25 protein-coding genes are annotated in these 23,398 nt (G+C 72.0%); 17 read left to right on the top strand and 8 right to left on the bottom strand.

From position 1 onward, the window contains the following. The first annotated feature begins 55 nt into the window (after window positions 1–55). The 6 genes from KBX00_RS07535 (at window position 56) to KBX00_RS07510 (ending at window position 4,362) form a co-directional block, all read left to right on the top strand. A complete protein-coding gene (locus tag KBX00_RS07535) occupies window positions 56–1,489 on the top strand; it encodes an aldehyde dehydrogenase (protein ID WP_210824624.1) in 1,434 nt (477 codons plus the stop codon). A 154-nt stretch (window positions 1,490–1,643) separates the two neighbouring features. Next, window positions 1,644–2,621, top strand: coding sequence for a YihY/virulence factor BrkB family protein (locus tag KBX00_RS07530; protein ID WP_210824622.1), 978 nt, complete (start codon window positions 1,644–1,646; stop codon window positions 2,619–2,621). Between the two features lie 45 nt (window positions 2,622–2,666). Further along, on the top strand, window positions 2,667–3,083 hold the full coding sequence (locus KBX00_RS07525) for a DUF2795 domain-containing protein (protein ID WP_210824620.1): 417 nt from the start codon (window positions 2,667–2,669) through the stop codon (window positions 3,081–3,083). A 47-nt stretch (window positions 3,084–3,130) separates the two neighbouring features. After that, the gene (locus KBX00_RS07520) at window positions 3,131–3,592 is read left to right on the top strand and encodes an SRPBCC family protein (RefSeq protein WP_210824618.1); all 462 of its coding nucleotides are present in this window, start codon (window positions 3,131–3,133) and stop codon (window positions 3,590–3,592) included. 129 nt (window positions 3,593–3,721) lie between these two features. After that, window positions 3,722–3,979: a hypothetical protein gene (locus KBX00_RS07515; RefSeq protein WP_210824616.1), complete on the top strand. Its 258-nt coding sequence runs from the start codon at window positions 3,722–3,724 to the stop codon at window positions 3,977–3,979. 95 nt (window positions 3,980–4,074) lie between these two features. Continuing rightward, complete coding sequence (locus KBX00_RS07510; protein ID WP_301547482.1) at window positions 4,075–4,362, top strand: hypothetical protein; 288 nt, start codon at window positions 4,075–4,077, stop codon at window positions 4,360–4,362. Between the two features lie 55 nt (window positions 4,363–4,417). On the opposite strand, the gene KBX00_RS07505 is transcribed toward KBX00_RS07510, so the two are convergent. Then, window positions 4,418–4,864, bottom strand: a complete 447-nt coding sequence (locus KBX00_RS07505) for a hypothetical protein (protein WP_210824614.1) — start codon at window positions 4,862–4,864, stop codon at window positions 4,418–4,420. 159 nt (window positions 4,865–5,023) lie between these two features. On the opposite strand from KBX00_RS07505, the gene KBX00_RS07500 reads away from it, so the two are divergent. Then, the gene (locus KBX00_RS07500; protein ID WP_210824612.1) at window positions 5,024–5,398 is read left to right on the top strand and encodes a DUF6401 family natural product biosynthesis protein; all 375 of its coding nucleotides are present in this window, start codon (window positions 5,024–5,026) and stop codon (window positions 5,396–5,398) included. A gap of 58 nt (window positions 5,399–5,456) precedes the next feature. Here the strand turns inward: KBX00_RS07500 and KBX00_RS07495 are convergent, their stop codons facing one another. Beyond that, window positions 5,457–6,317, bottom strand: a complete 861-nt coding sequence (locus KBX00_RS07495) for a hypothetical protein (RefSeq protein ID WP_210824611.1) — start codon at window positions 6,315–6,317, stop codon at window positions 5,457–5,459. Window positions 6,318–6,504: 187 nt separating this feature from the next. On the opposite strand from KBX00_RS07495, the gene KBX00_RS07490 reads away from it, so the two are divergent. Both KBX00_RS07490 and KBX00_RS07485 read left to right on the top strand, forming a co-directional pair. Continuing rightward, window positions 6,505–8,634 carry a SpoIIE family protein phosphatase gene (locus tag KBX00_RS07490; RefSeq protein WP_210824609.1) on the top strand — a complete coding sequence of 710 codons (2,130 nt, stop codon included), beginning with the start codon at window positions 6,505–6,507 and terminating at the stop codon, window positions 8,632–8,634. A gap of 123 nt (window positions 8,635–8,757) precedes the next feature. Further along, complete coding sequence (locus KBX00_RS07485) at window positions 8,758–10,038, top strand: sodium:proton antiporter (RefSeq protein ID WP_210824607.1); 1,281 nt, start codon at window positions 8,758–8,760, stop codon at window positions 10,036–10,038. 33 nt (window positions 10,039–10,071) lie between these two features. Here the strand turns inward: KBX00_RS07485 and KBX00_RS07480 are convergent, their stop codons facing one another. Beyond that, entirely contained in the window at window positions 10,072–11,034 is a 963-nt protein-coding gene (locus KBX00_RS07480) for an NAD(P)/FAD-dependent oxidoreductase (protein ID WP_210824605.1), read from the bottom strand. 164 nt (window positions 11,035–11,198) lie between these two features. Here KBX00_RS07480 and KBX00_RS07475 point away from each other — a divergent pair, with 164 nt between their 5' ends. The 4 genes from KBX00_RS07475 (at window position 11,199) to KBX00_RS07460 (ending at window position 15,055) form a co-directional block, all read left to right on the top strand. Beyond that, complete coding sequence (locus KBX00_RS07475; protein ID WP_210824603.1) at window positions 11,199–12,581, top strand: glycoside hydrolase family 6 protein; 1,383 nt, start codon at window positions 11,199–11,201, stop codon at window positions 12,579–12,581. 182 nt (window positions 12,582–12,763) lie between these two features. After that, window positions 12,764–13,351 carry a general stress protein gene (locus tag KBX00_RS07470; protein ID WP_210824601.1) on the top strand — a complete coding sequence of 196 codons (588 nt, stop codon included), beginning with the start codon at window positions 12,764–12,766 and terminating at the stop codon, window positions 13,349–13,351. A 212-nt stretch (window positions 13,352–13,563) separates the two neighbouring features. After that, window positions 13,564–14,058 carry a MarR family winged helix-turn-helix transcriptional regulator gene (locus KBX00_RS07465; protein WP_210824599.1) on the top strand — a complete coding sequence of 165 codons (495 nt, stop codon included), beginning with the start codon at window positions 13,564–13,566 and terminating at the stop codon, window positions 14,056–14,058. A gap of 10 nt (window positions 14,059–14,068) precedes the next feature. Continuing rightward, on the top strand, window positions 14,069–15,055 hold the full coding sequence (locus KBX00_RS07460) for a pirin family protein (RefSeq protein WP_210824597.1): 987 nt from the start codon (window positions 14,069–14,071) through the stop codon (window positions 15,053–15,055). Window positions 15,056–15,105: 50 nt separating this feature from the next. Here KBX00_RS07460 and KBX00_RS29150 read toward each other — a convergent pair whose 3' ends face one another. Further along, window positions 15,106–15,234, bottom strand: coding sequence for a hypothetical protein (locus KBX00_RS29150; RefSeq protein ID WP_275409349.1), 129 nt, complete (start codon window positions 15,232–15,234; stop codon window positions 15,106–15,108). 122 nt (window positions 15,235–15,356) lie between these two features. Here KBX00_RS29150 and KBX00_RS07455 point away from each other — a divergent pair, with 122 nt between their 5' ends. Continuing rightward, complete coding sequence (locus KBX00_RS07455) at window positions 15,357–16,949, top strand: phospholipase D-like domain-containing protein (protein ID WP_210824779.1); 1,593 nt, start codon at window positions 15,357–15,359, stop codon at window positions 16,947–16,949. Here KBX00_RS07455 and KBX00_RS07450 read toward each other — a convergent pair. Continuing rightward, on the bottom strand, window positions 16,898–17,632 hold the full coding sequence (locus tag KBX00_RS07450; RefSeq protein WP_210824595.1) for an acetoacetate decarboxylase family protein: 735 nt from the start codon (window positions 17,630–17,632) through the stop codon (window positions 16,898–16,900). The two genes, KBX00_RS07455 and KBX00_RS07450, sit on opposite strands and share 52 nt — an antisense overlap. A gap of 393 nt (window positions 17,633–18,025) precedes the next feature. Between KBX00_RS07450 and KBX00_RS07445 the strand changes: the two genes are divergently transcribed. Then, the gene (locus KBX00_RS07445) at window positions 18,026–18,850 is read left to right on the top strand and encodes a SigB/SigF/SigG family RNA polymerase sigma factor (protein WP_164445279.1); all 825 of its coding nucleotides are present in this window, start codon (window positions 18,026–18,028) and stop codon (window positions 18,848–18,850) included. Between the two features lie 60 nt (window positions 18,851–18,910). Here KBX00_RS07445 and KBX00_RS07440 read toward each other — a convergent pair whose 3' ends face one another. The 3 genes from KBX00_RS07440 to KBX00_RS07430 are packed head-to-tail and all read right to left on the bottom strand — an operon-like array spanning window position 18,911 to window position 21,687. Next, window positions 18,911–19,504, bottom strand: a complete 594-nt coding sequence (locus KBX00_RS07440) for an N-acetyltransferase (protein ID WP_210824593.1) — start codon at window positions 19,502–19,504, stop codon at window positions 18,911–18,913. After that, window positions 19,501–21,024, bottom strand: coding sequence for an APC family permease (locus KBX00_RS07435; protein ID WP_210824592.1), 1,524 nt, complete (start codon window positions 21,022–21,024; stop codon window positions 19,501–19,503). Before KBX00_RS07435 ends, KBX00_RS07440 begins: the two co-directional genes overlap by 4 nt. A 36-nt stretch (window positions 21,025–21,060) precedes the next feature. Further along, window positions 21,061–21,687, bottom strand: coding sequence for a GPP34 family phosphoprotein (locus KBX00_RS07430; protein ID WP_210824591.1), 627 nt, complete (start codon window positions 21,685–21,687; stop codon window positions 21,061–21,063). A gap of 141 nt (window positions 21,688–21,828) precedes the next feature. Between KBX00_RS07430 and KBX00_RS07425 the strand changes: the two genes are divergently transcribed. Continuing rightward, on the top strand, window positions 21,829–22,671 hold the full coding sequence (locus KBX00_RS07425; RefSeq protein ID WP_210824590.1) for a helix-turn-helix transcriptional regulator: 843 nt from the start codon (window positions 21,829–21,831) through the stop codon (window positions 22,669–22,671). Between the two features lie 43 nt (window positions 22,672–22,714). Further along, on the top strand, window positions 22,715–22,906 hold the full coding sequence (locus tag KBX00_RS07420; RefSeq protein WP_210824589.1) for a DUF397 domain-containing protein: 192 nt from the start codon (window positions 22,715–22,717) through the stop codon (window positions 22,904–22,906). Window positions 22,907–23,398: the final 492 nt, after the last annotated feature.

Genomic DNA, 23,398 nt, shown 5'->3' with positions numbered 1-23,398 from the left:
CCGGGCTCGCCGGGCGAAACGTTTGCCGCGGCCGGGCCCGGGCATGCAGCGCGCCATGTACACGGTCACGCAGCTCATCGGTGGGGTGTGGGGTGCCGGCGGGGAGGCCGGCGAGTTGACGGTGCACGATCCGGCCGACGGCCGCCCGGTGACCAGCGCCCCGGTCGCCACGGCCGACGAGGTCGACAAGGCGGTGGCGGCGGCGCGGGGGGTGGCGCCGGAGTGGGCGTCGACCTCCCCGGCGGAGCGGGCCGCGGCGCTGCACCGGATCGCCGACGCGGTCACCGAGGCCGCCGACGACCTGGCTCGGGCGACGACCGCGGAGATGGGCAAGCCGCTCGCGGACGCCCGGGGCGGCGTCGAGGCGGGCATCGCCACCCTGCGGCAGTACGCCGAACTCGCGCCGGCCCGGGGCGGCCGTACCCTGCACGGCGATCCCGCCGCGATCGACTTCATGACGCCGCAGCCGCGCGGCGTGGTGGCTGCCATCACACCGTGGAACGACCCGGTAGCCGTGTCCTGCGGGCTGCTCGGTGCGGCCCTGGTCACCGGGAACGTGGTGCTGCACAAGCCCAGCGAACGCACGCCGGCCACCGGGTGGCTGCTGGCCCGCGCGTTCGACACCGCCCTGCCGGCGGGGGTGCTGTCGCTGCTCATCGGCGGCCCGACCACCGGCGCGGCGTTGGCAGCCGCCGAGGTGGACATGGTGGCGCACGTGGGATCCAGTGCCACCGGCCGGGCGATCGCCACGGCCGCGGCCGGCACCGGCGCCAAGGTGCTGCTGGAGAACGGCGGCAGCGACCCGCTGATCGTCGACGCCGACGTCGACCCGAACTGGGCCGCCGGTGAGGCCGCCCTGGGTGCGTTCGCCAACGCGGGTCAGATCTGCGTCGCGGTGGAGCGGATCTACGCCCATCGCGACGTCGCCGAGGACTTCGTCGCCGCGCTCGTCGAGCGGGCCGCCGCGCTGCACGTCGGACCGGGGCGGGACCCGCAGACCCAGCTCGGTCCGCTTGTCGACCGGCGCCATCGCGATCAGGTGCACGGGCAGGTGATCGCGGCGGTGGCCGACGGTGCCCGGCTGCGGGTCGGCGGCACCCTGCCGGAGGGACCGGGTGCCTTCTACCCGGCGACCGTGATCGACCGTTGCCGGCACGACCTGGCGTTGATCCGGGAGGAGACGTTCGGCCCGGTGGCCCCGGTCGTGGTGGTCGACTCGTTCTCCGAGGCGCTGCGGTGCGCGGCCGACTCACCGTACGGGTTGGCGGCGACCGTACTGACCGGGTCGATGAGCCACGCCCAGCGCGCCTGGCGGGAGCTGCCGGTGGGCACCGTGAAGGTGAACGCGGTCTTCGGCGGCGCGCCCGCCGGTGCCGCCCACCCGCGCCGGGCCAGCGGCCAGGGCTTCGGCTACGGGCCGGAACTGCTCGACGAGTTCACCGCCACCAAGGCGGTGCACATCCAGGCACCCGGCGGCGGCCACTGGTAGGCGCCTGCACCCGGACACCGCGCCCGGCCGGCCACCGGCGATTCGGACTGGCGTACCCCGGTGACGCGGCGGCAAACGCCGGCGGCGTTTGCCGCCGGACCGGGCCGGGTACCGGCGGGGCCAACCACGTGCCCGCAGCGCCCAGGGAGCGGTGATGACGACGACGAACCCCGACGCCCCGTCGACCGATCCGCCGGTGCCGCTGCTGCCGGGTATCCGCCAGCTCCGCTGGCCGACCTGGCGTGGCGTGCTGGTCCGGGCGGGACGCAACTACCTGCGGGACAACTGCACGGACTGGGCGGCTGCCCTCACCTACTACGGGGTGCTGGCGCTGTTTCCCTCCACCGTCGTGGTGGTGGCTCTGGTCGGTCTGGTCTCCGACGGTGAACGCACCGTCGACACGGTCCTCGATCTGGCCCGGGACATGGGTGCCGGCTCGGTGGTGGCGAACGAGAGCTTCGTCGGCGTGGTCCGCGAGGTGGTGGACCAGAACAGCTCCGCCGGGGTGTTGCTCAGCTTCGGTCTGCTCGGTGCGCTCTGGTCGGCCTCGAACTTCATCGCCTCTTTCACCCGGGCCTCGAACGCGATCTACGGCGTGGTCGAGGGACGGCCCGTGTGGCGGCTGCGTCCGACGCAGCTCGGGCTGGCTGCCCTGTCGCTGGTGCTGCTGGCCACCGTGGCCGCCGGTCTGATCGTCAGCGGCCCGGTGGCCGATGCGGTAGGTGACCTGGTGGGCGCCGGCGCGGCCGCCCGTACCGCCTGGGCGGTGGCCAAGTGGCCGGCGCTGGCGTTGATCGCGATGCTGTTGATGTCCCTACTGTTCTGGGTCGCGCCAAATGTGCGCCAGCCCCGCTTCCGCTGGCTCACCCTGGGCGGGGTGGTGGCCCTGACCACCTGGGCGCTCGGCTCCTTCGGCTTCGGGCTGTACGTGGCCAACTTCGGCTCGTACAACACGACGTACGGCAGTCTCGGGGCGGTGATCGCGTTCCTGGTCTGGCTCTACCTGTCCAATTCCGCGTTGATGCTCGGTGTCCAGATCAACGCCGAACTGCAGCGGGGCCGGCGGCTGCAGTCCGGCCGGGAGGACACGGACGAGCCGGTGCTGCCACCGCGGTCGCCGGCCGGCACGTGACCGCGCATCGGTTTACCGCCCGTCCCCTCGGGTAGCGCAGAAGACATGGATCGCGGCAGCAGCAAGCACTCACCGAGGGTCGACGAGCAGATGAGCCAGGAGGTCAGCGGCCTCGTGCAGGGGCCGGGAACCGGCGGCTCACGGGTCGACGAGTTCCGCGTCCCGGAGCCCGCGGGAGAGGACCAGCCGGAGCCGACCACGGCGCCGGCCGGCGACCTGCGCAGCGGCGCTCCCCAGGGCATGACCTCCGAGGATGTCGAGGCCCGCAGCCGGCTGGGGCGGTTCATCACGATGACCGCCCTGCCCGGGGACCGGGCCGCGCTACTGGCCAACGCTCGTGCGAACGAGGCCCCCGACGACGTACTGGCCGCGTTGCAGCGGCTGCCCGAGAACACCCGGTACCAGACGGTGTCCGAGGTGTGGGCGGCGCTCGGCCACACCAACGAGACGACGCGCTGGTAGGTGGACTGACCGGTCCGCGAGCCTCACCAAGTGCAGGAAGGATTCTGATGAGTGGTGTAACGGAGCATGTCGACGTGGCCGTCCCGATCCGGACGGCGTACGACCAGTGGACCCAGTTCGAGGAGTTTCCGCAGTTCATGGAGGGCGTGCAGGAGATCCGCCAGCTCTCCGACACGATGACCCACTGGACCGTCGAGATCGCCGGGGTCAAGCGGGAGTTCGACGCCGAGATCACCGAGCAGTTGCCCGACGAGCGGGTGGCGTGGCGGTCGACCGGCGGCACCCAGCACTCCGGGGTGGTCACCTTCCACCGGTTGGACGAGAACACCAGCCGGGTCTCCCTCCAGTTGGAGTTCGACCCGCACGGCGTGATCGAGCAGGCCGGCGACAAGCTCGGCGTGGTAGACCGCCGGGCCAAGGCCGACCTGCAGCGGTTCAAGACGTTCATCGAGCGGCGCGGTCAGGAGACCGGGGCGTGGCGCGGGCAGGTCGACCGCCCGCAGCCCTGATTCCGCGACGAGACCCCTGGACGGCCGCCGGTTCGACCGGCGGCCGTCGCCGGTTGAGCGGGTCCGAGGCAGGGTCACGCCGGCCCGGGCGTCTCGTTTGCGACGGCGGGGCGGGGGTACCGCGTTGGCATGACCGACGACAGGGCGTGGCGCGACGAGGAACGACTCCCGCTTGAGGAACTGGACCGGGCCGTCGCCCGGTCCACCCTCGATGGGCAGGCCGACGACGTGACCGGCAACGACGCCGGGGAGGAAGCGGCCTTCGGGCACGGCCCCGAGGCGGCCGACCGGGGCGGCGAGGTGCCCGGCGCGGGCCGTGAGCCCACCGACCCGGACCGCGCCTACCGCCCGTCCACCACCGGACGCACCGGCCCGGACACCCTCTGACACCGCCTCCGGGTACGGTCCGGATCAGGGACAGCGACCCGGACCGTACCCGGAGCGACCCGGCGGGCAGCGTGACGGCCTCAGCCGAACGGGCGGTGAATTCGGACAGCTCCGGCAGAATCGGCCGTTCGGCTGACGGCAACGGCCGTGTCGCGCGCAAGACTTTCGGAATGCATCAGGGCTCCGGCTTTCTCTCCACGCGTCAGCGCCGCCTGGCATGGCTCGGCTTCCTCCTCGCCGCCGTGCAGGCACCCGTCTCGGCCAGGCTGGTCGACGACAGCTCGTGGCTGTTCAGCCTCTGCGTCGCGCTGATGGTGGCGACCGTGATCATCGCCGACGACGCCGCGCGTCGCCGCCCGGCCGACGCGCCTTCCGCCGAGTAGGGCTGCGCCGAGGCTGGGACGGTTGTCGGCCGGGTTCGCCCGGCCCGGCCGAAGGTCATGGTTCGCCGGCCGGGCGTGCCTCGTGGCCCGGACGTCCGGGGGTCCGGCGACGCTCCTTCATCTCCGCCTCGTAGAGGTGCCGTCGGCCACCGACCAGCTGGTCGCGTGCCGAGCGGTCCAGGTCGCGGAACACCGCGTGGTAGCCGTCGTCGAAGTCCTCGACGATCTGGAACGTCCACCGGCCCGCGATGACGTTGCGGCCCACCAGTTCGTCGGCGATCCGGTCGGCGATACCGGGGTGCCCGGCGTCGCGGAACATCCGTACCGCGTCGTCGAGCATCAGGTCGGCGTGCCCGATGAGCTGGTGCAGCGAGTAGAGATGACCACGTGCCCGTTCCGCGCACTCCAGCGCCTCGCTGAGTTTGCCGAGGGCGGCCACCGTGTCGTCGCTCACTCCGGCCGGACGTCGGTGTTGCTCGTCGGGTCCGTCGGTGGTGTCCATCCGTGCCTCCTGGTGCCGGTCGTGCCGCGGGGTCCGGTTCCCGCCGTCCGCCGCGCCCGACTCGATCCCCTCGGACACCCGGCGGACGCCGCCCGGTACTGCCGGAACCGTCCGAGCGGCCGAGGTCGCGGCCCCGCCGGTTGGCTACATTCGTTCCCCATGCGCGTGCCGTCGAACCGGGTCGTCTCCCCCACCGCCGTCGACTGGGCACGATCCAGCCTGGTCACTCTCGCCAACGCCGTGGGTCTCGACGGGCTCGCCGCAGCCACCGCCCGGCCGGGGTTGCTCGCCGCCGTTGACCAGCACGCCGCCGCGGTGCGCGACAGTCTGCACGGGGACCGGCGGCCGTTGACCGCCGCCGCCCTCGCCGGCTACGCCGACGGCATGTGCGCCGCCGCCGAGGAACACGGCTGGCAGCCGGCCGACGCCCCGATCGACTGGGCGCAGGCGGACTGGGTGATGGTGCGCCTGCTCGCCGTCTGCGCGCTGACGGCCGCGCTGGACACGCCGGCCCCGCAGCCGCCACCGCTGTGACGTGCGGACGGGTGCCCGCCATCCGGCGGACACCCGTCTCAACGCGACCGGCCGACCGTCACGGACGGAACTGCTGGGTCTCGTCGCCGGCGTTGCCGGACTGGTAGGTGCCCCGGCTGCCGGCCATCGAGGACTCCGATCCCCGCGAGGCCGGCTGGGCGGCGCCGCTCCGGTCGGCCATCTGCCGCTGCATGTCGCCACGCCCGGCCTCGGCGCCCTGCCGCTGCTCACGGATCGCCCGCGACTCCTCGGCCGCCCGGTTGAGCCAGCCCTCCCAACGGTTCTGCATCGGCCGCACCAGACCGCCACCGACACCGACGATCAGGATGCCGGCCACCGTGGCGAGCACCGCGATCAACACGGGCTGGGTGACGGTGGTGGCGATGCCCACCTGGTTGAGCGCCGCGATGACACCCAGGGCGATGATGAAGATCGCCGTCACGTCGGCCAGGAAACGGCCGTACGACAGCCCGCCGAGCGCCCCGGTGACGAGGTCCCGCACCGCGTTGGCGATCGCGGCGGCCACCACCACGATGACGATCGCGACGAACGCCCGGGGCAGCCAGGCCACCACGCCCGCGATCAGATCACTGATCGCGTTCGGCCCCCAGACGCCGAAGGCGAACTGAAGGGTGAACAGCAGCACCGCGTAGTACGCGAGCCTCGCCAGGATGTCGCTGGCGTCGTACCGCGTCCGCTCCAGTGCCCGCTTGATACCGCCCCGTTCGACCGCCCGGTCGAACCCCACCCGTTCCAGAGCCGCGTCCACGATCTTGAGCACGGCTCTGGCGATGAGCCATCCGACCACGAGGATCGCGATGAACGCGATGGCCCGGGGCACGAACAGCAGCACCGACCTCCACATGTCGGCCACGGCGTCACCGATGTCGACCTGCCTGGCCGCGAGGGTTTCCGGCATGATGTCCCTCCTGTCGCATGGTTGCCCGGCGCGCTTACCCCTTCCCCCGGCCAGCACGCCGTTCCGATCGCTCCCTTTTTCTGGACAGACCGCACCGAAGCGGCTCTGACCTGCACTGACGTCCCGGTCCGGCGCGCCCGGCCGATGATCGGGAACACGGGTCGAGCGGGCGGACTAGGCTGCGTTCATGCCAGGAACGGTCGGGCGAGTACCCACGCCAGCAGGCCCGCTGCCGGGCCCGGGGGTGCCGGGCACGGCGGCCGTCGCCGGCCACCCCCGGTGGGGTGACACCGCGCTCGGCCCGTACGAGTCCTGGGACTCCGCCGTCCGCGCGACGGTCGAGGTGGTGCTCGCCTCCCCGGCTCCGATGGCTCTGCACCTCGGCGCGGAACTGCTGCTGTTGTACAACGACGCGTACGCCGGCCTGATCGGCGACCGACATCCGGACGCCATGGGGCGGCCCCCCGCCGAGGTCTTCGCCGAGGTCTGGCAGCGCCCCGGTGTCGGTGACGTCGTCGAGCAGACCTACCGCACCGGGGTTCCCGTCCTGGACCGGGAGATCCCGCTCCCGCTGCATTCCGCCTCCGTCGCACTCGACCAGCCCGTCTACACCCGCGCGTGTTCGCCCGTGCGGGACAGCCACGGCCGGGTCGTCGGCGTGCTGTCCGTGGTCGCCGAGACCAGCCCGGCGACCCGGCAGCTGCAGGGCCTGAGCGATTTCGCCGCCGCCCTCTCCGGCACGCTCACCCTGGACGACGTGGCCCGGGTCGCACTGCGTCACGCGATCACCTCGTTCGACGCCGACCGGGTCTCCTTCGCGGTCGACGACGGCGGTGGCGGCACCGGATGGCGGATGGTCCGGCGGGTCCGGGGCGAGTTGGTGGACGAGGCGGACGAACGGCTGCCCCCACTGTGGCGACGCGGTCCCGCCGGCTGGTCGGCACCGGTGGTGGTAAGTGCCCGCACCGGCCAGGCCAGCTTCGTCGCCGACGGCCAGCCGCTGCACGAGATCGCGGCCGACCGCCACGACCAGAAGATCCGCGCCCTCGCGGCGGTACCGCTGCGGGCGTCGGTGGTTCGGGGGGCGCTGACGGTCGGCTACCGCTCGCCGCACCCGTGGTCGGCCGCGGAGCGGGCCCTGCTGGCGGCATCGGCCGAGTTGGTCGGGCAGGCCACCGAGCGGGCCCGCCGCTTCGAGACCCAGCACGGCACCGCCCAGCTGCTGCAACGGAGCATGCTGCCGGAGAACCTGCCGGTCCTGCCCCACCTACGGATCGCCGCGCGCTACGACCCGGGAGTGGACGGCAACGCCGCGGGCGGTGACTTCTACGACGCATTCGTGCTGCCCACCGGCGACCTGGGTGTGGTCCTCGGGGACGTCGCGGGCCACGACGTGCAGGCCGCCGCCCGGATGGGGCAGGTGCGCGCCGCGCTGCGGGCGCTGGCGCTCAACGATCCACGCCCGGACGAGGTGCTCGCCGGGCTCGACCGGCTGGTGGGCAGCCTGGGTGCCGAGGCCGGCACGTACGAGCTGTTCGTCACCGTGACGTTCGGCGTCATCGACGTCGGCCGCAAGGAGCTGACCCTGGCCAGTGCCGGTCATCCCGCGCCGCTGGTGCGTCGCTGTTCGCCGACGGGTGAGCCGGGGGCCGAGTACGTCGACGTGCCCTCGGGTGCTCCCTTGGGGGTCGGTTACCGGGCAGCGACGCGTACCGTCGCGTTCGTGCCCGGTGACACGCTGCTGCTGTTCAGCGACGGTGTGGTGGAACGACGCCGGCACGGCCTGTCGGACGGCCTGGCCCGCCTGGCGGAGTCGGTGGCCGGTGCGCCAAGTGGCGACCCGCGGGCGTTGTGCGCGGTGGCCTCCGCGGCCGTGCCCGGCGCGACCGAGGACGACGTGGCCGTGCTCGCCGTCGAGTACGCGGTGCGGCCGAGCCGGTCGGCGCGGATGGAGGTCCCCGCCGAGCCGACCGCACCGAGCCGGGTGCGGCACTGGATGACCGCCCAGCTGACCGAGTGGGAGGTCGCGGAGTCGGTGATCGGCGCGGCTGTGCTGTGCACCAGCGAGCTGACCACCAACGCGCTGCTGCACGCCGGCACGGCGGCCCGGGTGGAGGTCGACCTCAGCCCCGAGCGGCTGCTCGTCTCGGTGGCCGACTCGGGCTCCCGGGGCACGGTGACCCGGGCCCGCACGGAGACCCTGAGCAGCCGGGGGCGCGGATTGGGGCTGATCGAGGAGTTGAGCGACGCCTGGGGCACCGATCCCACCGTCCGCGGCTCGACGGTCTGGTTCGAGATCCTGCTCCCACCCGCCTGACCGCCGGACCAAGGGCGTCGGCACCTCGTCAGCCCGGGGAAGAATTCCGGATTACCGGAACGTCGGCCGGGGCACGTTGTGCGCCACTGTCCGCGTGCCGCGGGCGTGGCGAGAGGCGGTCCGGTGGAGACGATCGACGTTGCGTTCGCGGTGTTCGGTGTGGCGGCACTGCTCGCCGGCATCCTGCCGCGATTGCTGGAGCGGCGACCGCTGTCCATGCCGCTGGCCTTCCTCGGTCTGGGGATGCTGATCTACCTGCTGCCCACCGATCTGCCCGTGCCGGATCCCCTGACCCATCGGGACCTCGCCACCCATCTCACCGAGATCTGCGTGATCGTCGCGCTGATGGGCGCCGGGCTGAAGATCGACCGACCGTTGAGCTGGGCGCGTTGGTCGTCGACGTGGCGGCTGCTGGCCGTGGCCATGCCGCTGTGCATCGCCGCCGTCGCCCTGCTCGGCTGGTGGTGGGCGGGTCTGGTGCCGGCCAGCGCGTTGCTGCTGGCCGCGGCGCTCGCGCCGACCGACCCGGTGCTCGCCAGTGACGTCCAGGTCGGCGAGCCCAACGCTGATGAGGATGCCGAGGACGAGGTTCGGTTCGCGCTCACCTCGGAGGCCGGGCTGAACGACGGTCTGGCGTTCCCGTTCGTCTACGCGGCCATCGCGATCGCCGGCAGTGGCCTCGCCCCCGGCGACTGGCTGGCCCGTTGGATCACCGTCGACCTGCTCTACAAGATCGCGGTCGGGCTGGTCGGCGGGCTCCTGATCGGGTGGCTGCTCGGCAAGCTCTTCTTCCGGGCGCCCAGCGAGCTGCGGCTGGCCCGGCACGCCGAGGGGTTCCTGGCGCTGGCCGCCACCTTCCTGGCGTACGGGCTGGTGGAGGTGGCCGGCGGCTACGGCTTCCTGGCGGTCTTCGTGGCTGCCCGCGCGATCCGGGCGGCGGAGCGCAACCACAAGTACCACGCGGTGCTGCACGACTTCGCCGAGCAGGTGGAACGGCTGCTCACCGTGCTGATGTTGCTGCTGCTGGGCGGCGCGGTGATCAGCGGGCTGCTGGCCGCGTTGACCTGGCCCGCCGCACTTGTCGGCCTGGCCCTGGTGTTCCTGGTCCGACCGCTCGCCGGTTGGCTGGCGCTGCGCGGCGCCCCCGGACGGCCCGCGGAGCACCTGGTGATCGCGGCCTTCGGCATCCGGGGCATCGGCTCGTTCTACTACCTGGCGTACGCCACCACGAAGGCGGACTTCCCGCAGGCGGAGCTGGTCTGGGCCACCGTCGCCCTGGTGGTGATCGTCTCGGTGGTGGTGCACGGCATCGCGGCGACGCCAGTCATGCGGATGCTCGACACGTCGGGCGAGCGCACCGCAACAGCCTCTCCGCCGGAGCCCTCCCCCGCCGTCGCCGCCTGAGCTGTCCGCCGGACGGCGCGCGCAGGCGGCGCGTCAGGCCAGTCGGCGGGCCAGGGCGCGGCCGAGGTCGCGGCCGGAGCGCCAGGCGGTCTGCACCCGGGGCTTGCCGAAGGCGTCCCCGGCCAGCCCGATGCCGTCGTCGTCGAGGTGGAAGCCGGTGTCCGGGGCACCACCGGCGGCCGGCTTGGCGTAGGTCCACCGGTGCACGTGCACGTGCTCGGCGCGGTCGGGCAGGGCGAGCAGGTCGCGTACGGCCGCCTCGACCTGCGGCGCGGCTGCGGTGGGTTGGGCCAGGTGCCCGGCGGCGAATCCCTCGGTGGTGTGTGCGACCAGGACCGCGGAACCGTCACCGCGCCGGTCGCCGTCGTCGCAGACCAGACTGAGCAGTGGATGGTCGTTGACGAACGCGCCCCGGAAGTCGGTCCACCGCCGGTGCGGGAACCGCAGCATCGCCGCCAGGGTCGGCGACCACCGCTGCCGGGCCACGGTCTCGGTCGCCGCGACGAGTGCCGGATCGAGCAGCAGCGCGGCCTGCGGTCCGGGCATCGCCAGCACCACCGCCGCGCAGTCGGCGCCGTCCACCGTCGGTCCCGGCCCGACCCCGAGCACCAGCCGGTTCACCACCACGGGCAGGTCCCGGGCGAGATGTTCGACGAGCGAGCGCAGTCCGCGCGGTGCCGCCCACCGCATCGGCCCGGGAGCATCGCGCCGGCCACCACCGTCGTACGCCACGAAGGTGTCGGTCCACTCGCGGGCCAGGCCGGCCGCCTGCCAGCCGCGTACCACTGCGGCGAACTCGGGGTCGCTGACGGTGAAGTAGGCGGCACCGAGATCGGCGGGGCGGCCGTCGAAGCGCCGGCTGGCCATTCGACCGCCGGCCACCCGTCCTCGTTCCCGGATCTGCACCGGTACGCCGGCGTCGCGCAGTTCCCGGGCACAGGCCACACCGGCGATGCCGGCACCGATCACCACCACGCCCGACGGCTCAGCATGCATCCCATGATCGTAGGGCGGTCGTCGGTCGCGGTTCGACGCCCGTCGAAACGATAGTCGGTCGGTTTGTTCCGGAAACTCTTCACAAGCCGGCAATAGGCCCGTACCTTGTCGGACATGTGGGAGCGCTTCCACGCACTTTCTTCGATGGGTACGAGGAGCAGACCATGAGAAATCGAAGCACGTTCGCTCTGGTCGGCGTCGTGGCGACGGCACTGACCGTGGCCGGCAGCGTCGGCGTGGGCGCGCTGCGCCCCGCGCCCGCCGCGGCCGCCGACTCCGCCTTCTACGTCGACCCGCAGACCAGCGCCGCCCGCTGGGTGGCGGCCAACCCGAACGACTCGAAGGCCGCCGTGATCCGGGACCGGATCGCCAGCGTCCCGCAGCCGCGCTGGTACACCACCACCAACACCTCGACGGTACGCGCCGAGGTGGACTCCTTCGTCGGTGCCGCAGCCGCCACCGGCAAGATCCCGATCCTGGTGGTCTACAACATCCCCAACCGCGACTGCAGCAACCACAGCGCGGGTGGCGCCCCGAACCACACCGCCTACCGGCAGTGGGTGGACCAGGTCGCCGCCGGTCTCGGCGGGCGCCCGGCCAGCATCATCCTGGAGCCCGACGTGCTCCCCATCATGACCAGTTGCATGAACGAGAGCCAGCAGGCCGAGGTGCGGGCCTCGATGGCGTACGCCGGCAAGGCGCTCAAGCGGGGCTCGTCGGCGGCGAAGGTCTACTACGACATCGGCCACGGTGGCTGGCTGTCCGCCAGTGAGGCCGCGGCCCGGGTGAACGCCGCCGACATCGCCAACAGCGCCGACGGCATCTCGGTGAACGTGTCGAACTACCGCCGCACCGCCGACGAGGTCTCGTACGCCAAGCAGATCATCGCGGCCACCGGCAACTCCCGACTGAAGGCGGTCGTCGACACCAGCCGCAACGGCAACGGTCCGGCCGGCTCCGAGTGGTGCGACCCGCCGGGGCGGGCGATCGGCACCCCGAGCACCACCAACACCGGTGACTCCGCCATCGACGCGTTCCTCTGGGTGAAGCTGCCGGGCGAGGCCGACGGCTGCATCGCGGCAGCTGGTCAGTTCGTGCCGCAGCGGGCGTACGACCTGGCCATCGCCGCCGGTCCGGTACCGACCACGGCCCCGCCGACCACGACCCCCCCGACCAGCACGCCGCCCACCAGCACGCCGCCCACCAGCACGCCGCCGACCACCAACCCGCCCGCCGGTGGCTGCTCGGTGACGTTCACCCCGAACACGTGGACCGGTGGCTTCACCGCCGAGATCCGGGTGACCAACCGCGGCGCGGCGCTCAACGGCTGGAACCTGACGTTCAACGTCGCCTCCGGGGTACGGCTGAGCAACGGCTGGAACGGTGACTGGAGCCAGTCCGGCAACCAGATCACGGTCCGCAACGCCCCCTGGAACGGCAGCCTGCCCAGCGGCGGCACGCTCAGCGTCGGTTTCCAGGGCACGTACACCGGTAGCAGCCTGGCCACGCCGAGCGGTTACACGCTGAACGGCGCCGCCTGCGCCTGATCGCCCGACCCGTCCCGTCCCGTGGGCCCTCGGCCGCCGCCGCACCGGCGGTGCCGGGGGCCCACCCCCGTCTCCCCTCGGAGCTGTTCCGCCCGGTGGCGCCAGCCCGCGAGCCGGCCGCCGCCGGGGCGTTACCCCCGCGCCGACGTGGGGTAGGCGACCGGGTGACGAAGGAGGAGACCATGACCACACAGTCGAACCCCTCGGCCTGGCAGCCGGGCGTGACCGGCGGCGGCACCCTCCCGTCGGGCCCGGGCGGCCGTCCCGCCGCACCCGCTGGCGACGGCCACGGGCCACCTACCGGCCCGCCGACCGTGACGATCGGCGCGTTCGAGGACTATCCGACCGCCCAGCGGGTGGTGGACCACCTCGCCGACAACCGGTTCCCGGTGGAACGCACCGCCATCGTCGGCACCGACCTGACCCTGGTGGAGACCGTGCTGGGCCGGCTGACCACCGCCCGCGCGGGGCTTGTCGGTGCGGGTACGGGCGCCTGGTTCGGTCTGTTCATCGGCCTGCTGTTCGGCATCTTCACCGTCGGGAACTGGGTGGCGGTGATCCTCGCCGGCCTCGTCATCGGTGCGATCTGGGGTGCCGTCTTCGGTGCCGTCGCACACGCGATGACGGGCGGGCAGCGCGACTTCACCTCCGCCAGTTCACTGCGGGCCAACCGGTACGCGGTCACCGTGGAGGCCGACGTGGCCGACCAGGCGCGTCAGCTGCTGGCCCGGCTGCACCTGGGTGGATGGGCACCGCAGACGTCGACCTGACCGGTAACCGCTGACCGGGCCGTCCCGCCGTGGGTGGGGCCGCCCGGTCAGTCGGTGGCGAGGCGGGCGTGCAGGTGCCCGTCGGACACGTGGCCCCGCCCGACACACTCCTTCAAAGCTTCAACATCACCTCTTGGCACTCCCACCTGTACCCGCAACCACCACGATGGCGGCTTCTTGTTCAAATTTTTAATAAGTGCTATCTTGGCGGCGTGACCGAGAGCCTGGACCGCGACCGCCTGACCGCCTGGCGGACGTACATCGAGGCCAGCCAGCGGTTGTTCACCCGACTTGAGGACGACCTGCGCACCGCCAGCGGGCTCAGCTTCGCCGACTACCACGTGCTGGTGCTGCTCTCCGAGGTGCCCGGGCAACGGCTGCGGATGGGCGAGCTGGCCGACCGCCTGGTCTTCTCGCCCAGCCGGCTGACCTATCAGGTCTCCTCCATGCAACGACGGGGCCTGGTCGCCCGTCAGCCCTGTCCGCAGGACGGGCGGGGCAGCGAGGCGGTGCTGACCGCCGCCGGGCTGCTGGCGCTGCGGGAGGCCGCACCGCACCACCTGCGCTCCGTGCGTACCCACCTGATGGACGATCTCGACGACGCCGAGGTCGCCTTCCTGACCAGGATCTTCACCCGGCTCGGCCGACGACTGCGTGCGGTCGACGGCAGCGATGCCACCCTCGCCACCACCCCCGGCGACAACTGAAGGAGCCCCGATGCCCGCCATCACCGTCGACAACGTCCTCGTCCTGCCCCGGCTGCCCCGGCTCGACGAGTCCACCGCGTTCCGGCCGGTTCGCCGGCTCACCACCGCGCCCAGCGGCTTCGAGGGCGAGGGTTTCCCGGTGCGCAAGGCCTTCGCCGGGGTGCCGATGAGCGAGCTGGACCCGTTCATCATGCTGGACCAGATGGGCGAGGTGGACTACGCGCCCGGCGAGCCGAAGGGCACCTCCTGGCACCCGCACCGGGGCTTCGAGACCGTCACCTACATCATCGACGGCATCTTCGACCACCAGGACAGCCACGGCGGCGGCGGCACGATCACCAACGGCGACACCCAGTGGATGACCGCTGGCAGCGGCCTGCTGCACATCGAGGCCCCGCCGGAGCACCTGGTCGTCAGCGGTGGCCTGTTCCACGGCACCCAGCTGTGGGTCAACCTGCCCAGTGCGGCCAAGATGAGCCCGCCGAAGTACCAGGACATCCGGGGCAACGAGGCCGCGCTGCTCACCACCGGAGACGGTGGGGCGCTGATCCGGGTGATCGCCGGTGAGATCGCCGGCCACAAGGGGCCCGGCTCCACGTACACCCCGATCACCGTCGCCCACGTGACGGTCGAGCCGGGGGCGCAGGTGGATCTGCCCTGGCGGCCGGACTTCAACGCGCTGGTGTACGTGCTCGGCGGTCGCGGCACGGTCGGCGCCAACGGGCGCGGCGTACGCACCGGTCAGCTGGCCGTGCACGGGCCGGGTGACGCGCTGCGGTTCAAGGCCAACGCCCGCCAGGACAGCCGCAACCAGACCCTGGACCTCTACATCATGGGCGGCCAGCCCATCCGGGAGCCGGTGGCGCACTACGGGCCGTTCGTGATGAACACCCGCGACGAGCTGATCCAGGCGTTCGAGGACTTCCAGGCCGGGCGGCTCGGCGTCGTTCCGGCACAGCGGCTGGCGCACACCGAGGGGCAGGGCGAGCGCCCCTGAGCGACCACTGGACGCAGGGCGGCTCCGGTTTCCGGGGCCGCCCGTCCGGCTCAGGAGACGGCGAAGATGCCGGCCAGGCCGAGCAGGACCATCACCAGTACGGTCAACAGCGCCCCCCGCTCGCCCTCCACCGCCTGCTCACGGTGCTCGGTCGCGGAGTTCGTCGGCTCGCCGGACATGCTTCGACTCCTCACTGCTCGGATCGGGGGTCGGACGCCATCAGCCAGCAGCCCACCAGCGTGCGATCCCGACGACGGGTTCGTATGGTGAGGACGTGAACGACCTCTCCGAGGGCGGGAGCGTGCCGCTGCAGGACTGGTTCCTCACCGCACCGGAACGCGCCAACCCGGTCTCTGAGTTACCCGTCTGGACCAGTGGAAACCTCGCCGAGCCGCTAATTCACGGTGCCGCGTACTTCGACCGGCTGGTCGCCGAGGTCGACGGGCTGGGCGCCGGCGACCACCTGTTCTTCGCCGACTGGCGGGGCGACCCGGACCAGCGCCTCCGCCCGGACGGGCCGACGATCTCCCAGCTGTTCGCCCGCGCCGCCCAGCGCGGTGTGGTGGTCAAGGGACTGATCTGGCGGTCGCACCTCGACGTGCTGTCCTACAGCCACCAGGAGAACCGCAACCTCAGCGAGGCGATCTCGGCCGCCGGCGGCGAGGTGCTGCTCGACCAGCGGGTCCGGCGAGGCGGATCACACCACCAGAAGCTGGTGGTGCTGCGCCGCCCGGCCGCCCCCGACAGGGACATCGCCTTCGTCGGCGGCATCGACCTGTGCCACAGCCGCCGCGACGACGACGCGCACCACGGTGACCCGCAGGCGGTACGGATGGCCGCCGCGTACGGTGACCACCCGCCCTGGCACGACGTGCAGCTCGCGCTGCGCGGGCCGGTGGTGGGCGCGCTGGACACCACGTTCCGCGAGCGGTGGACCGACCCGATGCCACTGGACTCGGAGAACCCCCTGGCCTATCTGCGCGACCGGCTCCGCGGGGCGGACCTCACCGCCGGGCCGCTGCCGGACCAACCCGCCGATCCGCCGGCCTGCGGACCGCACCACGTCCAGGTGTTGCGCACCTATCCCGCGGTCCGGCCCCGGTACGCGTTCGCCCCGGACGGCGAACGCACGGTGGCCCGCGGCTACACCAAGGCGGTACGCCGCGCCCGTCGGCTGATCTACCTGGAGGACCAGTACCTCTGGTCCACCGAGGTGGCCGAGCTCTTCGCCACGGCGCTGCGCGACAATCCGGAGCTGCACCTGGTCGCGGTGGTACCACGCCATCCCGACGTGGACGGGCGGCTGGCCCTGCCACCGAACACGGTCGGTCGAGAGCAGGCGCTGGCCCTGTGCGAGCAGGCCGCGGCGGGGCGGGTGCACGTCTTCGACGTGGAGAACCACGCCGGCACCCCGGTCTACGTGCACGCCAAGGTGTGCGTGGTCGACGACGTGTGGGCCTGCGTCGGCAGCGACAACTTCAACCGGCGGTCCTGGACGCACGACAGCGAACTGTCCTGCGCGGTGCTTGACGACACTGCGGACGAGCGTTCCCCGCACGATCCGGCGGGTCAGGGTGACCGGGCCCGGCGGTTCGCCCGGGAGCTGCGGCTACGCCTGCTCCGCGAGCATCTGGACCGCGATCCGGCCGGCGGCGACGACGACGCCGACCTGACCGACCCGGACGACGCGGTCACCGCGATCACCACCGCCGCCGAGGCGTTACAGCGCTGGTACGACGGCGGCCAGGTGGGACCCCGCCCACCCGGCCGGCTCCGACCGCACCGTGCCCGGCGGCTGCCCTGGTGGACCCGGGCCTGGGCGCTGCCCGCGTACCGCCTGGTCTACGACCCCGACGGCAGGCCGCTGCGGGCCCGCCGGTCGGGCACCTGGTAGCTCGGCGCCACCTCACCGAGGACCGTCAGCCCACCCGGGTACGCGAACGAGGAGCGCGGCGAGTAGTAGCCCCAGGCGATGGTGAGCGGGTTCTCCGGGCGCAACGCGTACACCGGGTGGTCCGGGTCGAGAAACTCGACCGACTCGATCTCGAACGCCGTGGACGGTTCGGCGACCACCGGATAGATGCTGCTGACCAGTTGACCGTGCAACTCGGTCAGGTAGCGGTGGTGGCCGTTGTGCATGGTGTGTCCGGTGTCACCGACGCGCACCTGGGCTCGGATCACCGGCACGCCCTCGATGTCCGTCCCGGTGGCGATCGTGTCGCCCTGCTCGGTGATGGTGGTGCGACCGGGCACGGCCGGGGCGCCCCGGGCCAGCGCGTAGTTGCGCACCCGCTCGCTGGAGGTGACGTAGTGGGTCCACCAACCACCGGGGGTGATTCCGTCCGGGGCGTCCATCCCGACGAGCGTGACACCGAGGTAGGTGAGCGAGTAGGAACCGAAGCCGGAGGTCTGGCTCTCGTCGTCCACCACGTACTGGTTCATGAAGACCTCACGGTCCGGGTGGGGCCGCAGCCCTGCGGGGACCAGCGCCGCCACCGCGTCCGGGTCCGCCGGCAGCCAACTGAAGTACAGCGTGCGGCTGTTCACGACGAGGTGGGGAACGGCAGGATCGAGCACGGCACCTCCGGATCAGGGATGTACCCCGCGACGCTAAGCCCAGTCCCGTTGACGGGACAACGACGGATTGGTGACACTCCGCTTGCCATCCGAGCCGAGCATCGTCCGTTCGGCGGCCTGACCTGATCGTCCGGCCCGACGGCGGGGTGCGCATGGACATCCGCGACTGGCCCGATCGGGCGACTGGACATCACAGGCGCGCCCGCCCCTGCCTGCTCGACAAACCCCCTGTGGGAGTTTTCGCGGCTTTCATGCCCAGAATTCACTTAAGTACATCGTCCTTTCGGCTAGATTTCCAGGAGACGATCGGGCTAAGGTGACTCCCGAACGTACTAACAGCACTAACCAAAGCGTCACGTCTATATCCGCGGACGAGGTGCAGGGAGGACCACCATGACCGCGTCAACGATCACCGAATCGGCGACCACCCCGGCAACCCCGACCCCGAAGCTCGACCCGCGGGCGCTCACCGACAGCGCCGCCGAGCTGCTGAACGCCATGGCCGCGCTGCCGGCCGGACACCCCTCCCGAGCCGCGCTGCGCGACCGGGCGATCGAGGCCTGGTTGCCGCTGGCCAACCACCTCGCCCACCGCTACAGCGGTCGCGGCGAGCCCACCGACGATCTCGCGCAGACCGCCGCCGTCGGCCTCATCAAGGCCATCGACAAGTTCGACCCCTCCCGCGGCGTCGACTTCGCCGGCTACGCGATCCCCACCATCATCGGCGAGCTGAAGCGGCACTTCCGCGACCGGACGTGGGACATCCGGGTGCCCCGCCGCCTGCAGGAACTGCGGCTGGCCATCTCGGACGCCAACAGCTCCCTGTTGCAGTCCCTGGGCCGTTCCCCGACGGTGGCCGACATCGCCGCCCACCTCAAGCTCACCGAGGAAGAGGTGCTGGAGGGCCTGGAGGGTGCCCGCGCGTACAACGCGGTGTCGCTGTCCACGCCGACCGGTGACGGCGATCGCGCGACCGAGCTGGGCGACATGCTCGGCGGTGAGGACAGCGAGTTCGAGCTGGCCGAGCTGCGGGTGGCGCTGGGCCCGGCGCTGGCCACGCTCGACGAGCGCGAGCAGAAGATCCTGACGCTGCGGTTCTACGGCAACCTGACCCAGTCGCAGATCGCGGAGCAGATCGGCGTGTCGCAGATGCACGTGTCCCGGCTGCTGGCCCGGGCCCTGACGAAGCTGCGGGGGCAGCTCGACGGCACGTACTAGGAGGGGGTGGCGATGGTGGCCGGGTCCGTCGGACCCGGCCACCATCGTGTTCGCGCCACCTCAGCCGGCGACGGGCTCCCGCCACATCGGCCAGAACGGCGTGCCGTCGGGCAGCCGGAACGGCTCGGCGACCCGATAGCCGTGCCGCGCGTACAGGTCGCGGCTGGTCTCGCTGCTCGCCTCCAGGTACGCCGGCATGCCGTTGGCGTCCAGCCAGGCGTGATGGTGGCGTAGCAGGGCAGTGCCGACGCCCTGGCCCTGCCGGTCCGGACGCACGGCGAGCAGCGCCAGGTGGTGATGATCGGCGTGCGGATGGTTGGCCGCGAACAGCTCGTCCAGGTGCACGAAGTTCGGGGTCCACTCCCCGCACGCCAGGGCCAGCCGGGCGTCGTAGTCCTCCGGCGGCGGCAGTGGTTCACCGACCGACGGCAACCAGACGGCCACCCCGGCGCGATCCTCGGTGCCGAACACCAGTCCGTGCCGAGTGGCGTGCTCGACGATGATCTCGAAGCTGCCGGCCAGCACCGACTCCCGCTTGGCCTCGTCCGGCACCAGCCAGCGGGGCTGGTCCAGCACCATGAACGCCTCGGCTATCCGGGCGGCGACCCAGCGGGTGTCGTCCGCGCCGAGTTGCCCGATCTCCGGCCGGCTCATCGCCGCACCTCCGCCGCCGGCGCCGGCTCGGTGACCGACGGGGGAACCACCACAGCCGCCGCGCTCTCCGCGCCCAGGCCGATCCGGGCGTAGGTGTCGGGGCGCCGCCGCCGCAGCGACAGGCCCCACAACCCGCCCAGCAGCGCCGCCACCGGGTAGGCCGCCGGAATCGCCCAGCGCAGCGGCGAGTCCGGCTCGACCCCGAGCAGGTTGGCGAAGTTCTGCACCGCCAGCACGATGATCGCGACAAGTGCGATCGCGGCGAGGCCGGGCGCGACCAACCGCCGCCACAGCGTCTCCTGCTCACCGCTGCGGGCAAAGTACGCGATGATCGCTACCGCGGTGGTCGCGATCAGCAACAGCACGCCGAATCCGCCGCTGGTGCCCAGCCAGAAGAACAGCTGCAGGACCGGGTCCCAGCCGTTCACCGCGTACAGGATGATCACCAGCAGGCCCAGCACGCTCTGCGCGAGCGAGGCGGCCCGGGGCGCCCCGGTGCTCGGCGAGGTGCGCCCGAACACCGCCGGCAGCACCCGCTCCCGGCCCAGCGCGAAGGCGTAGCGCGCGGTGGTGTTGTGGAACGAGATCATGGCGGCCAGCACCGAGGTCAGGAAGAGTGCCTGCCCGATGGTCAGGACCGTGTCGCCCAGGTGTGCCCCGGCCAGGTTGAAGATCAGCTCGACGCTCTGGGTGCCCGCCTCCTCGACGATCCGGTCCGGCCCCACCGCCACCGTCATGCTCCACGAGGACAGCGCGTAGACCACCGCGATGATCGCCACGGACAGGTAGGTGGCCATCGGCACCGTACGCTTCGGGTCCTTGCTCTCCTCGCTGAAGACCACCGCCGCCTCGAAGCCGACGAAACCGAGGATCGCCAGCACCAGCACCGCGCCCAGCCCGGGCACGAAGAAGTTCTCCGGCGAGAACGCGGCGAAGCTCACGCTGCCACCGGCCGGGTTGCCCAGCTGGCCGAGGTCGAACACCACGATGATGGCGATCTCGGCGCAGAGCAGCGCCGCCAGCACCATGCCGTTGATGTCCACCCGGAGCAGGCCGAGCATCGCCACCAGCGCCCACGCCACCAGCGCCACGATCCACCACTGTGGCGTGATCCCGAACAGCCGGTCCAGCACCGGTGCCGCCGCCGCGCCGATGGTGCCGTAGAGCCCGACCTGGAGGGCGTTGTAGGCGATCAGCGCCACCCACGCCGTACCCACACCGGCCGGGCGGCCCAGCCCCCGGGCCACGTACGCGTAGAAGGCCCCGGCGTTGGCCATCCGCCGAGCCATCGCCACGTAGCCGACGGAGAAGACGGCGAGCACCACGGCCACCGCCAGGAAGGCCAGCGGAATACCGAGCACGCCGATGACCCCGTAGCCGGTGGTGACCACGCCGGCGACCACGGTCAGCGGAGCCGCCGCGGAGAGGACGAAGAAGATCACTGAGGGGACGCCGAGCCGGCCACGGGCCAGCGCCTCGGAGACGTTGCTCGGTCGTTCGGTTGTCGCTGTCGAGGACATGTACCGCTCCGGTCTGGGGGGAAGGGGTTTACCGGGTCAGGGGGCGCCGCGCAGCACCGCCGCACCAACGGCTGCCTCGGTGTGCGCCACGAGTTCCTTCAGCGGGTCCGGCAGAGCCGGGATGATCAGGTTGAGTCGGTGGTGTGCGCGCGGACCTGCGCTCCACAGCACCTCCCGGGTCAGGCCGGCCGCGGCGACCAGCCCGAGCAGCGTCGCGTCGGGGACGCTGGGCGGCTCGGCGCGCTCCAGCAGCGCCCGCAGCCGGGTCGCCGGCCAGGCCACGACGTTGAGGTCGATCGGCTGGTAGGTGACGGTGCTCCGGAGCAGTCGCCGGCTCTCCTGCCGGCGCAGCACGCCGGCCCGGGACAGCCGCTCCCCCACCGAGGTGACCGAGTTCTGGGCGAGAAAACTGAGCCAGGTACGCACCGACTGGTGCTGCGCCTCGCCGACCAGCTGGTCCAGCACGGTGTGCGCCAACGCGTCGGCCGGCGGCCGGCGGTCGATCACGCCGACCTGGCCGGCGACGACAGTGATGTGTCCATAGAGGATCAGCTCGCCGAGGAGCCCCCCGGCCAGACCGAGACCGGTCGCCGCCGGGTGCAGCTTCGCCTTGCCCCGGGTGTCGTTGTGCGCGATCAGAAAGAACTCGTCGGCGGTGAGCACACGTCCTCCCGAGCCGGCCGTCCACAGTGATCGCTAACCGGGAAAGGATGCACCGAGCGCAACTGCAACGCAACTCCCGTTTTCGGCAGTTGCACTCCGTGGTGAAGCGACCTGCGCCTTTTCCCGTGACAGACTCGGAGGGTGACCGCGAGCCCCACCGTTCGACGCCGCCGTATCGCCCGGGAACTGCGCCAGTTGCGGGAACGCGCCGGCATGACCCTGGACGTCGCCGCTCGACAACTGGACATGTCCAAGAGCAACCTGTCGCGCATCGAGAACGCGCAGATCGGCATCAAGCCCCGCGATGTACGGGCCGCGCTCGCGCTGTACGAGGTCACCGGCAGCGACGCCGAGGCACTCATCGAGATCGCCCGGGGTGCCCAGCAGCGCGGCTGGTGGCAGCACTACAGCGACGTACTCCCGGAATGGTTCGAGTTCTACGTCGGACTGGAGGCCGAGGCCGCCACCCTGCGCACGTACGAGGCCGAGGCGGTGCCCGGCCTGTTGCAGACCGAGGCGTACGCCCGCGAGGTGTACCGGCTGACCGCCGGCGAGGAGGATCTCGATCGCAAGGTGGCCGCCCGGCTACGCCGGCAGGATGTGCTGCGCGGCGACGATCCGGTGGAGCTGTCGGTGGTGCTGAACGAGGCGGTACTGCTACGCCCTGTCAGCGATCGCACCGTCATGGCGGGCCAGACGACCCACCTGGAGACCCTCGCCCAACTACCCAACGTAACCCTCCAGGTACTTCCCTTCGAGGCCGGTGGACATCCGGCGATGAACTCGCCGTACGTGCTCCTCACGTTCGCCGACGCGGCCGACGCGGCCGTTGTCTACCTGGAAAATCTCTCCACGGGACTGGCACTGGAGGAGGCCGCGCAGGTGCGCTCGTATAGCCTTGTGCACGAGAGGCTGTGCAGTCTGGCACTCGATCCAGCGGCGTCCCTGATCCGCCTGAAGGAAGCTTCTCGTTACTTTACGTGACCGCTGCATCGCGGTCACTGTCGGTATCGACGAAGGGATCGCGATGACCGCGCTCGACCTGTCCCGGGCGGAGTGGCGCACCAGCACGCGCAGTGTGGGCAACGGCAACTGCGTCGAGGTGGCCACCGTCGACGGTGCAGTCGCGGTCCGGGACAGCAAGGACCGGCACGGCCCGGTGCTGACCTTCCCGCCGTCGGCCTGGCACGCCTTCGTCGCCAGCGTCCACACTGGCTGACCCACCCACCGCCCGCCGGGCCCACCCCTCACCCGCCGGGCCCCAGCCACGCTGTCCGCCCGGCCCACGGCCACCCCGCGTCGACCCACGCCGCGCCATGCCGACCGCGCCGCCCTGCTCCGCACCGCGCCCGCAGCAGCCGGCTTCATGCCCGGGTGGAACAGCTAGGCCGGGTCCGTCCAACCGTCACCCTTTGTCACCGAAGCACTGCATCCCCCGGGTCACCGTCCGCAATCGCTCCCCCCACCCACCCATGTCCCACCTCAGTCCCTTTGCTCTGCTTCAACCGACGCAACCCCCTAACGACCTGCCATGAAGTCGGGACCCGGCCGACCAGCCAGCGGGCTGATCATCACGGAAAGTAAACGTTGCGTGGGTTGAAGCAGAGCAAAGGGGCGAAGCAGGTTAGGTGGGGCCCGGGAAAGCAGCTACGGAGTGTGACGGGCACGCGTAGCTCGACGGGCGCAGACGCGAGCACCCCGGGCAGTCGAG

Source organism: Micromonospora sp. C95 (genome assembly GCF_018070465.1).
In the GTDB taxonomy this organism is placed as follows: Bacteria; Actinomycetota; Actinomycetes; order Mycobacteriales; family Micromonosporaceae; genus Micromonospora.
This window is presented reverse-complemented; position numbering and strand designations above follow the sequence as displayed.

Coding starts and splice junctions, on each gene's coding strand:
- KBX00_RS07490 (WP_210824609.1), top strand. CDS start 6,505: ATGCCAGGAACGGTCGGGCGAGTACCCACGCCAGCAGGCCCGCTGCCG.
- KBX00_RS07420 (WP_210824589.1), top strand. CDS start 22,715: ATGACCGCGCTCGACCTGTCCCGGGCGGAGTGGCGCACCAGCACGCGC.
- KBX00_RS07470 (WP_210824601.1), top strand. CDS start 12,764: ATGACCACACAGTCGAACCCCTCGGCCTGGCAGCCGGGCGTGACCGGC.
- KBX00_RS29150 (WP_275409349.1), bottom strand. CDS start 15,234: ATGTCCGGCGAGCCGACGAACTCCGCGACCGAGCACCGTGAGCAGGCG.
- KBX00_RS07445 (WP_164445279.1), top strand. CDS start 18,026: ATGACCGCGTCAACGATCACCGAATCGGCGACCACCCCGGCAACCCCG.
- KBX00_RS07520 (WP_210824618.1), top strand. CDS start 3,131: ATGAGTGGTGTAACGGAGCATGTCGACGTGGCCGTCCCGATCCGGACG.
- KBX00_RS07475 (WP_210824603.1), top strand. CDS start 11,199: ATGAGAAATCGAAGCACGTTCGCTCTGGTCGGCGTCGTGGCGACGGCA.
- KBX00_RS07500 (WP_210824612.1), top strand. CDS start 5,024: ATGCGCGTGCCGTCGAACCGGGTCGTCTCCCCCACCGCCGTCGACTGG.
- KBX00_RS07525 (WP_210824620.1), top strand. CDS start 2,667: ATGGATCGCGGCAGCAGCAAGCACTCACCGAGGGTCGACGAGCAGATG.
- KBX00_RS07515 (WP_210824616.1), top strand. CDS start 3,722: ATGACCGACGACAGGGCGTGGCGCGACGAGGAACGACTCCCGCTTGAG.
- KBX00_RS07480 (WP_210824605.1), bottom strand. CDS start 11,034: ATGCATGCTGAGCCGTCGGGCGTGGTGGTGATCGGTGCCGGCATCGCC.
- KBX00_RS07440 (WP_210824593.1), bottom strand. CDS start 19,504: ATGAGCCGGCCGGAGATCGGGCAACTCGGCGCGGACGACACCCGCTGG.
- KBX00_RS07535 (WP_210824624.1), top strand. CDS start 56: ATGTACACGGTCACGCAGCTCATCGGTGGGGTGTGGGGTGCCGGCGGG.
- KBX00_RS07460 (WP_210824597.1), top strand. CDS start 14,069: ATGCCCGCCATCACCGTCGACAACGTCCTCGTCCTGCCCCGGCTGCCC.
- KBX00_RS07505 (WP_210824614.1), bottom strand. CDS start 4,864: ATGGACACCACCGACGGACCCGACGAGCAACACCGACGTCCGGCCGGA.
- KBX00_RS07530 (WP_210824622.1), top strand. CDS start 1,644: ATGACGACGACGAACCCCGACGCCCCGTCGACCGATCCGCCGGTGCCG.
- KBX00_RS07495 (WP_210824611.1), bottom strand. CDS start 6,317: ATGCCGGAAACCCTCGCGGCCAGGCAGGTCGACATCGGTGACGCCGTG.
- KBX00_RS07435 (WP_210824592.1), bottom strand. CDS start 21,024: ATGTCCTCGACAGCGACAACCGAACGACCGAGCAACGTCTCCGAGGCG.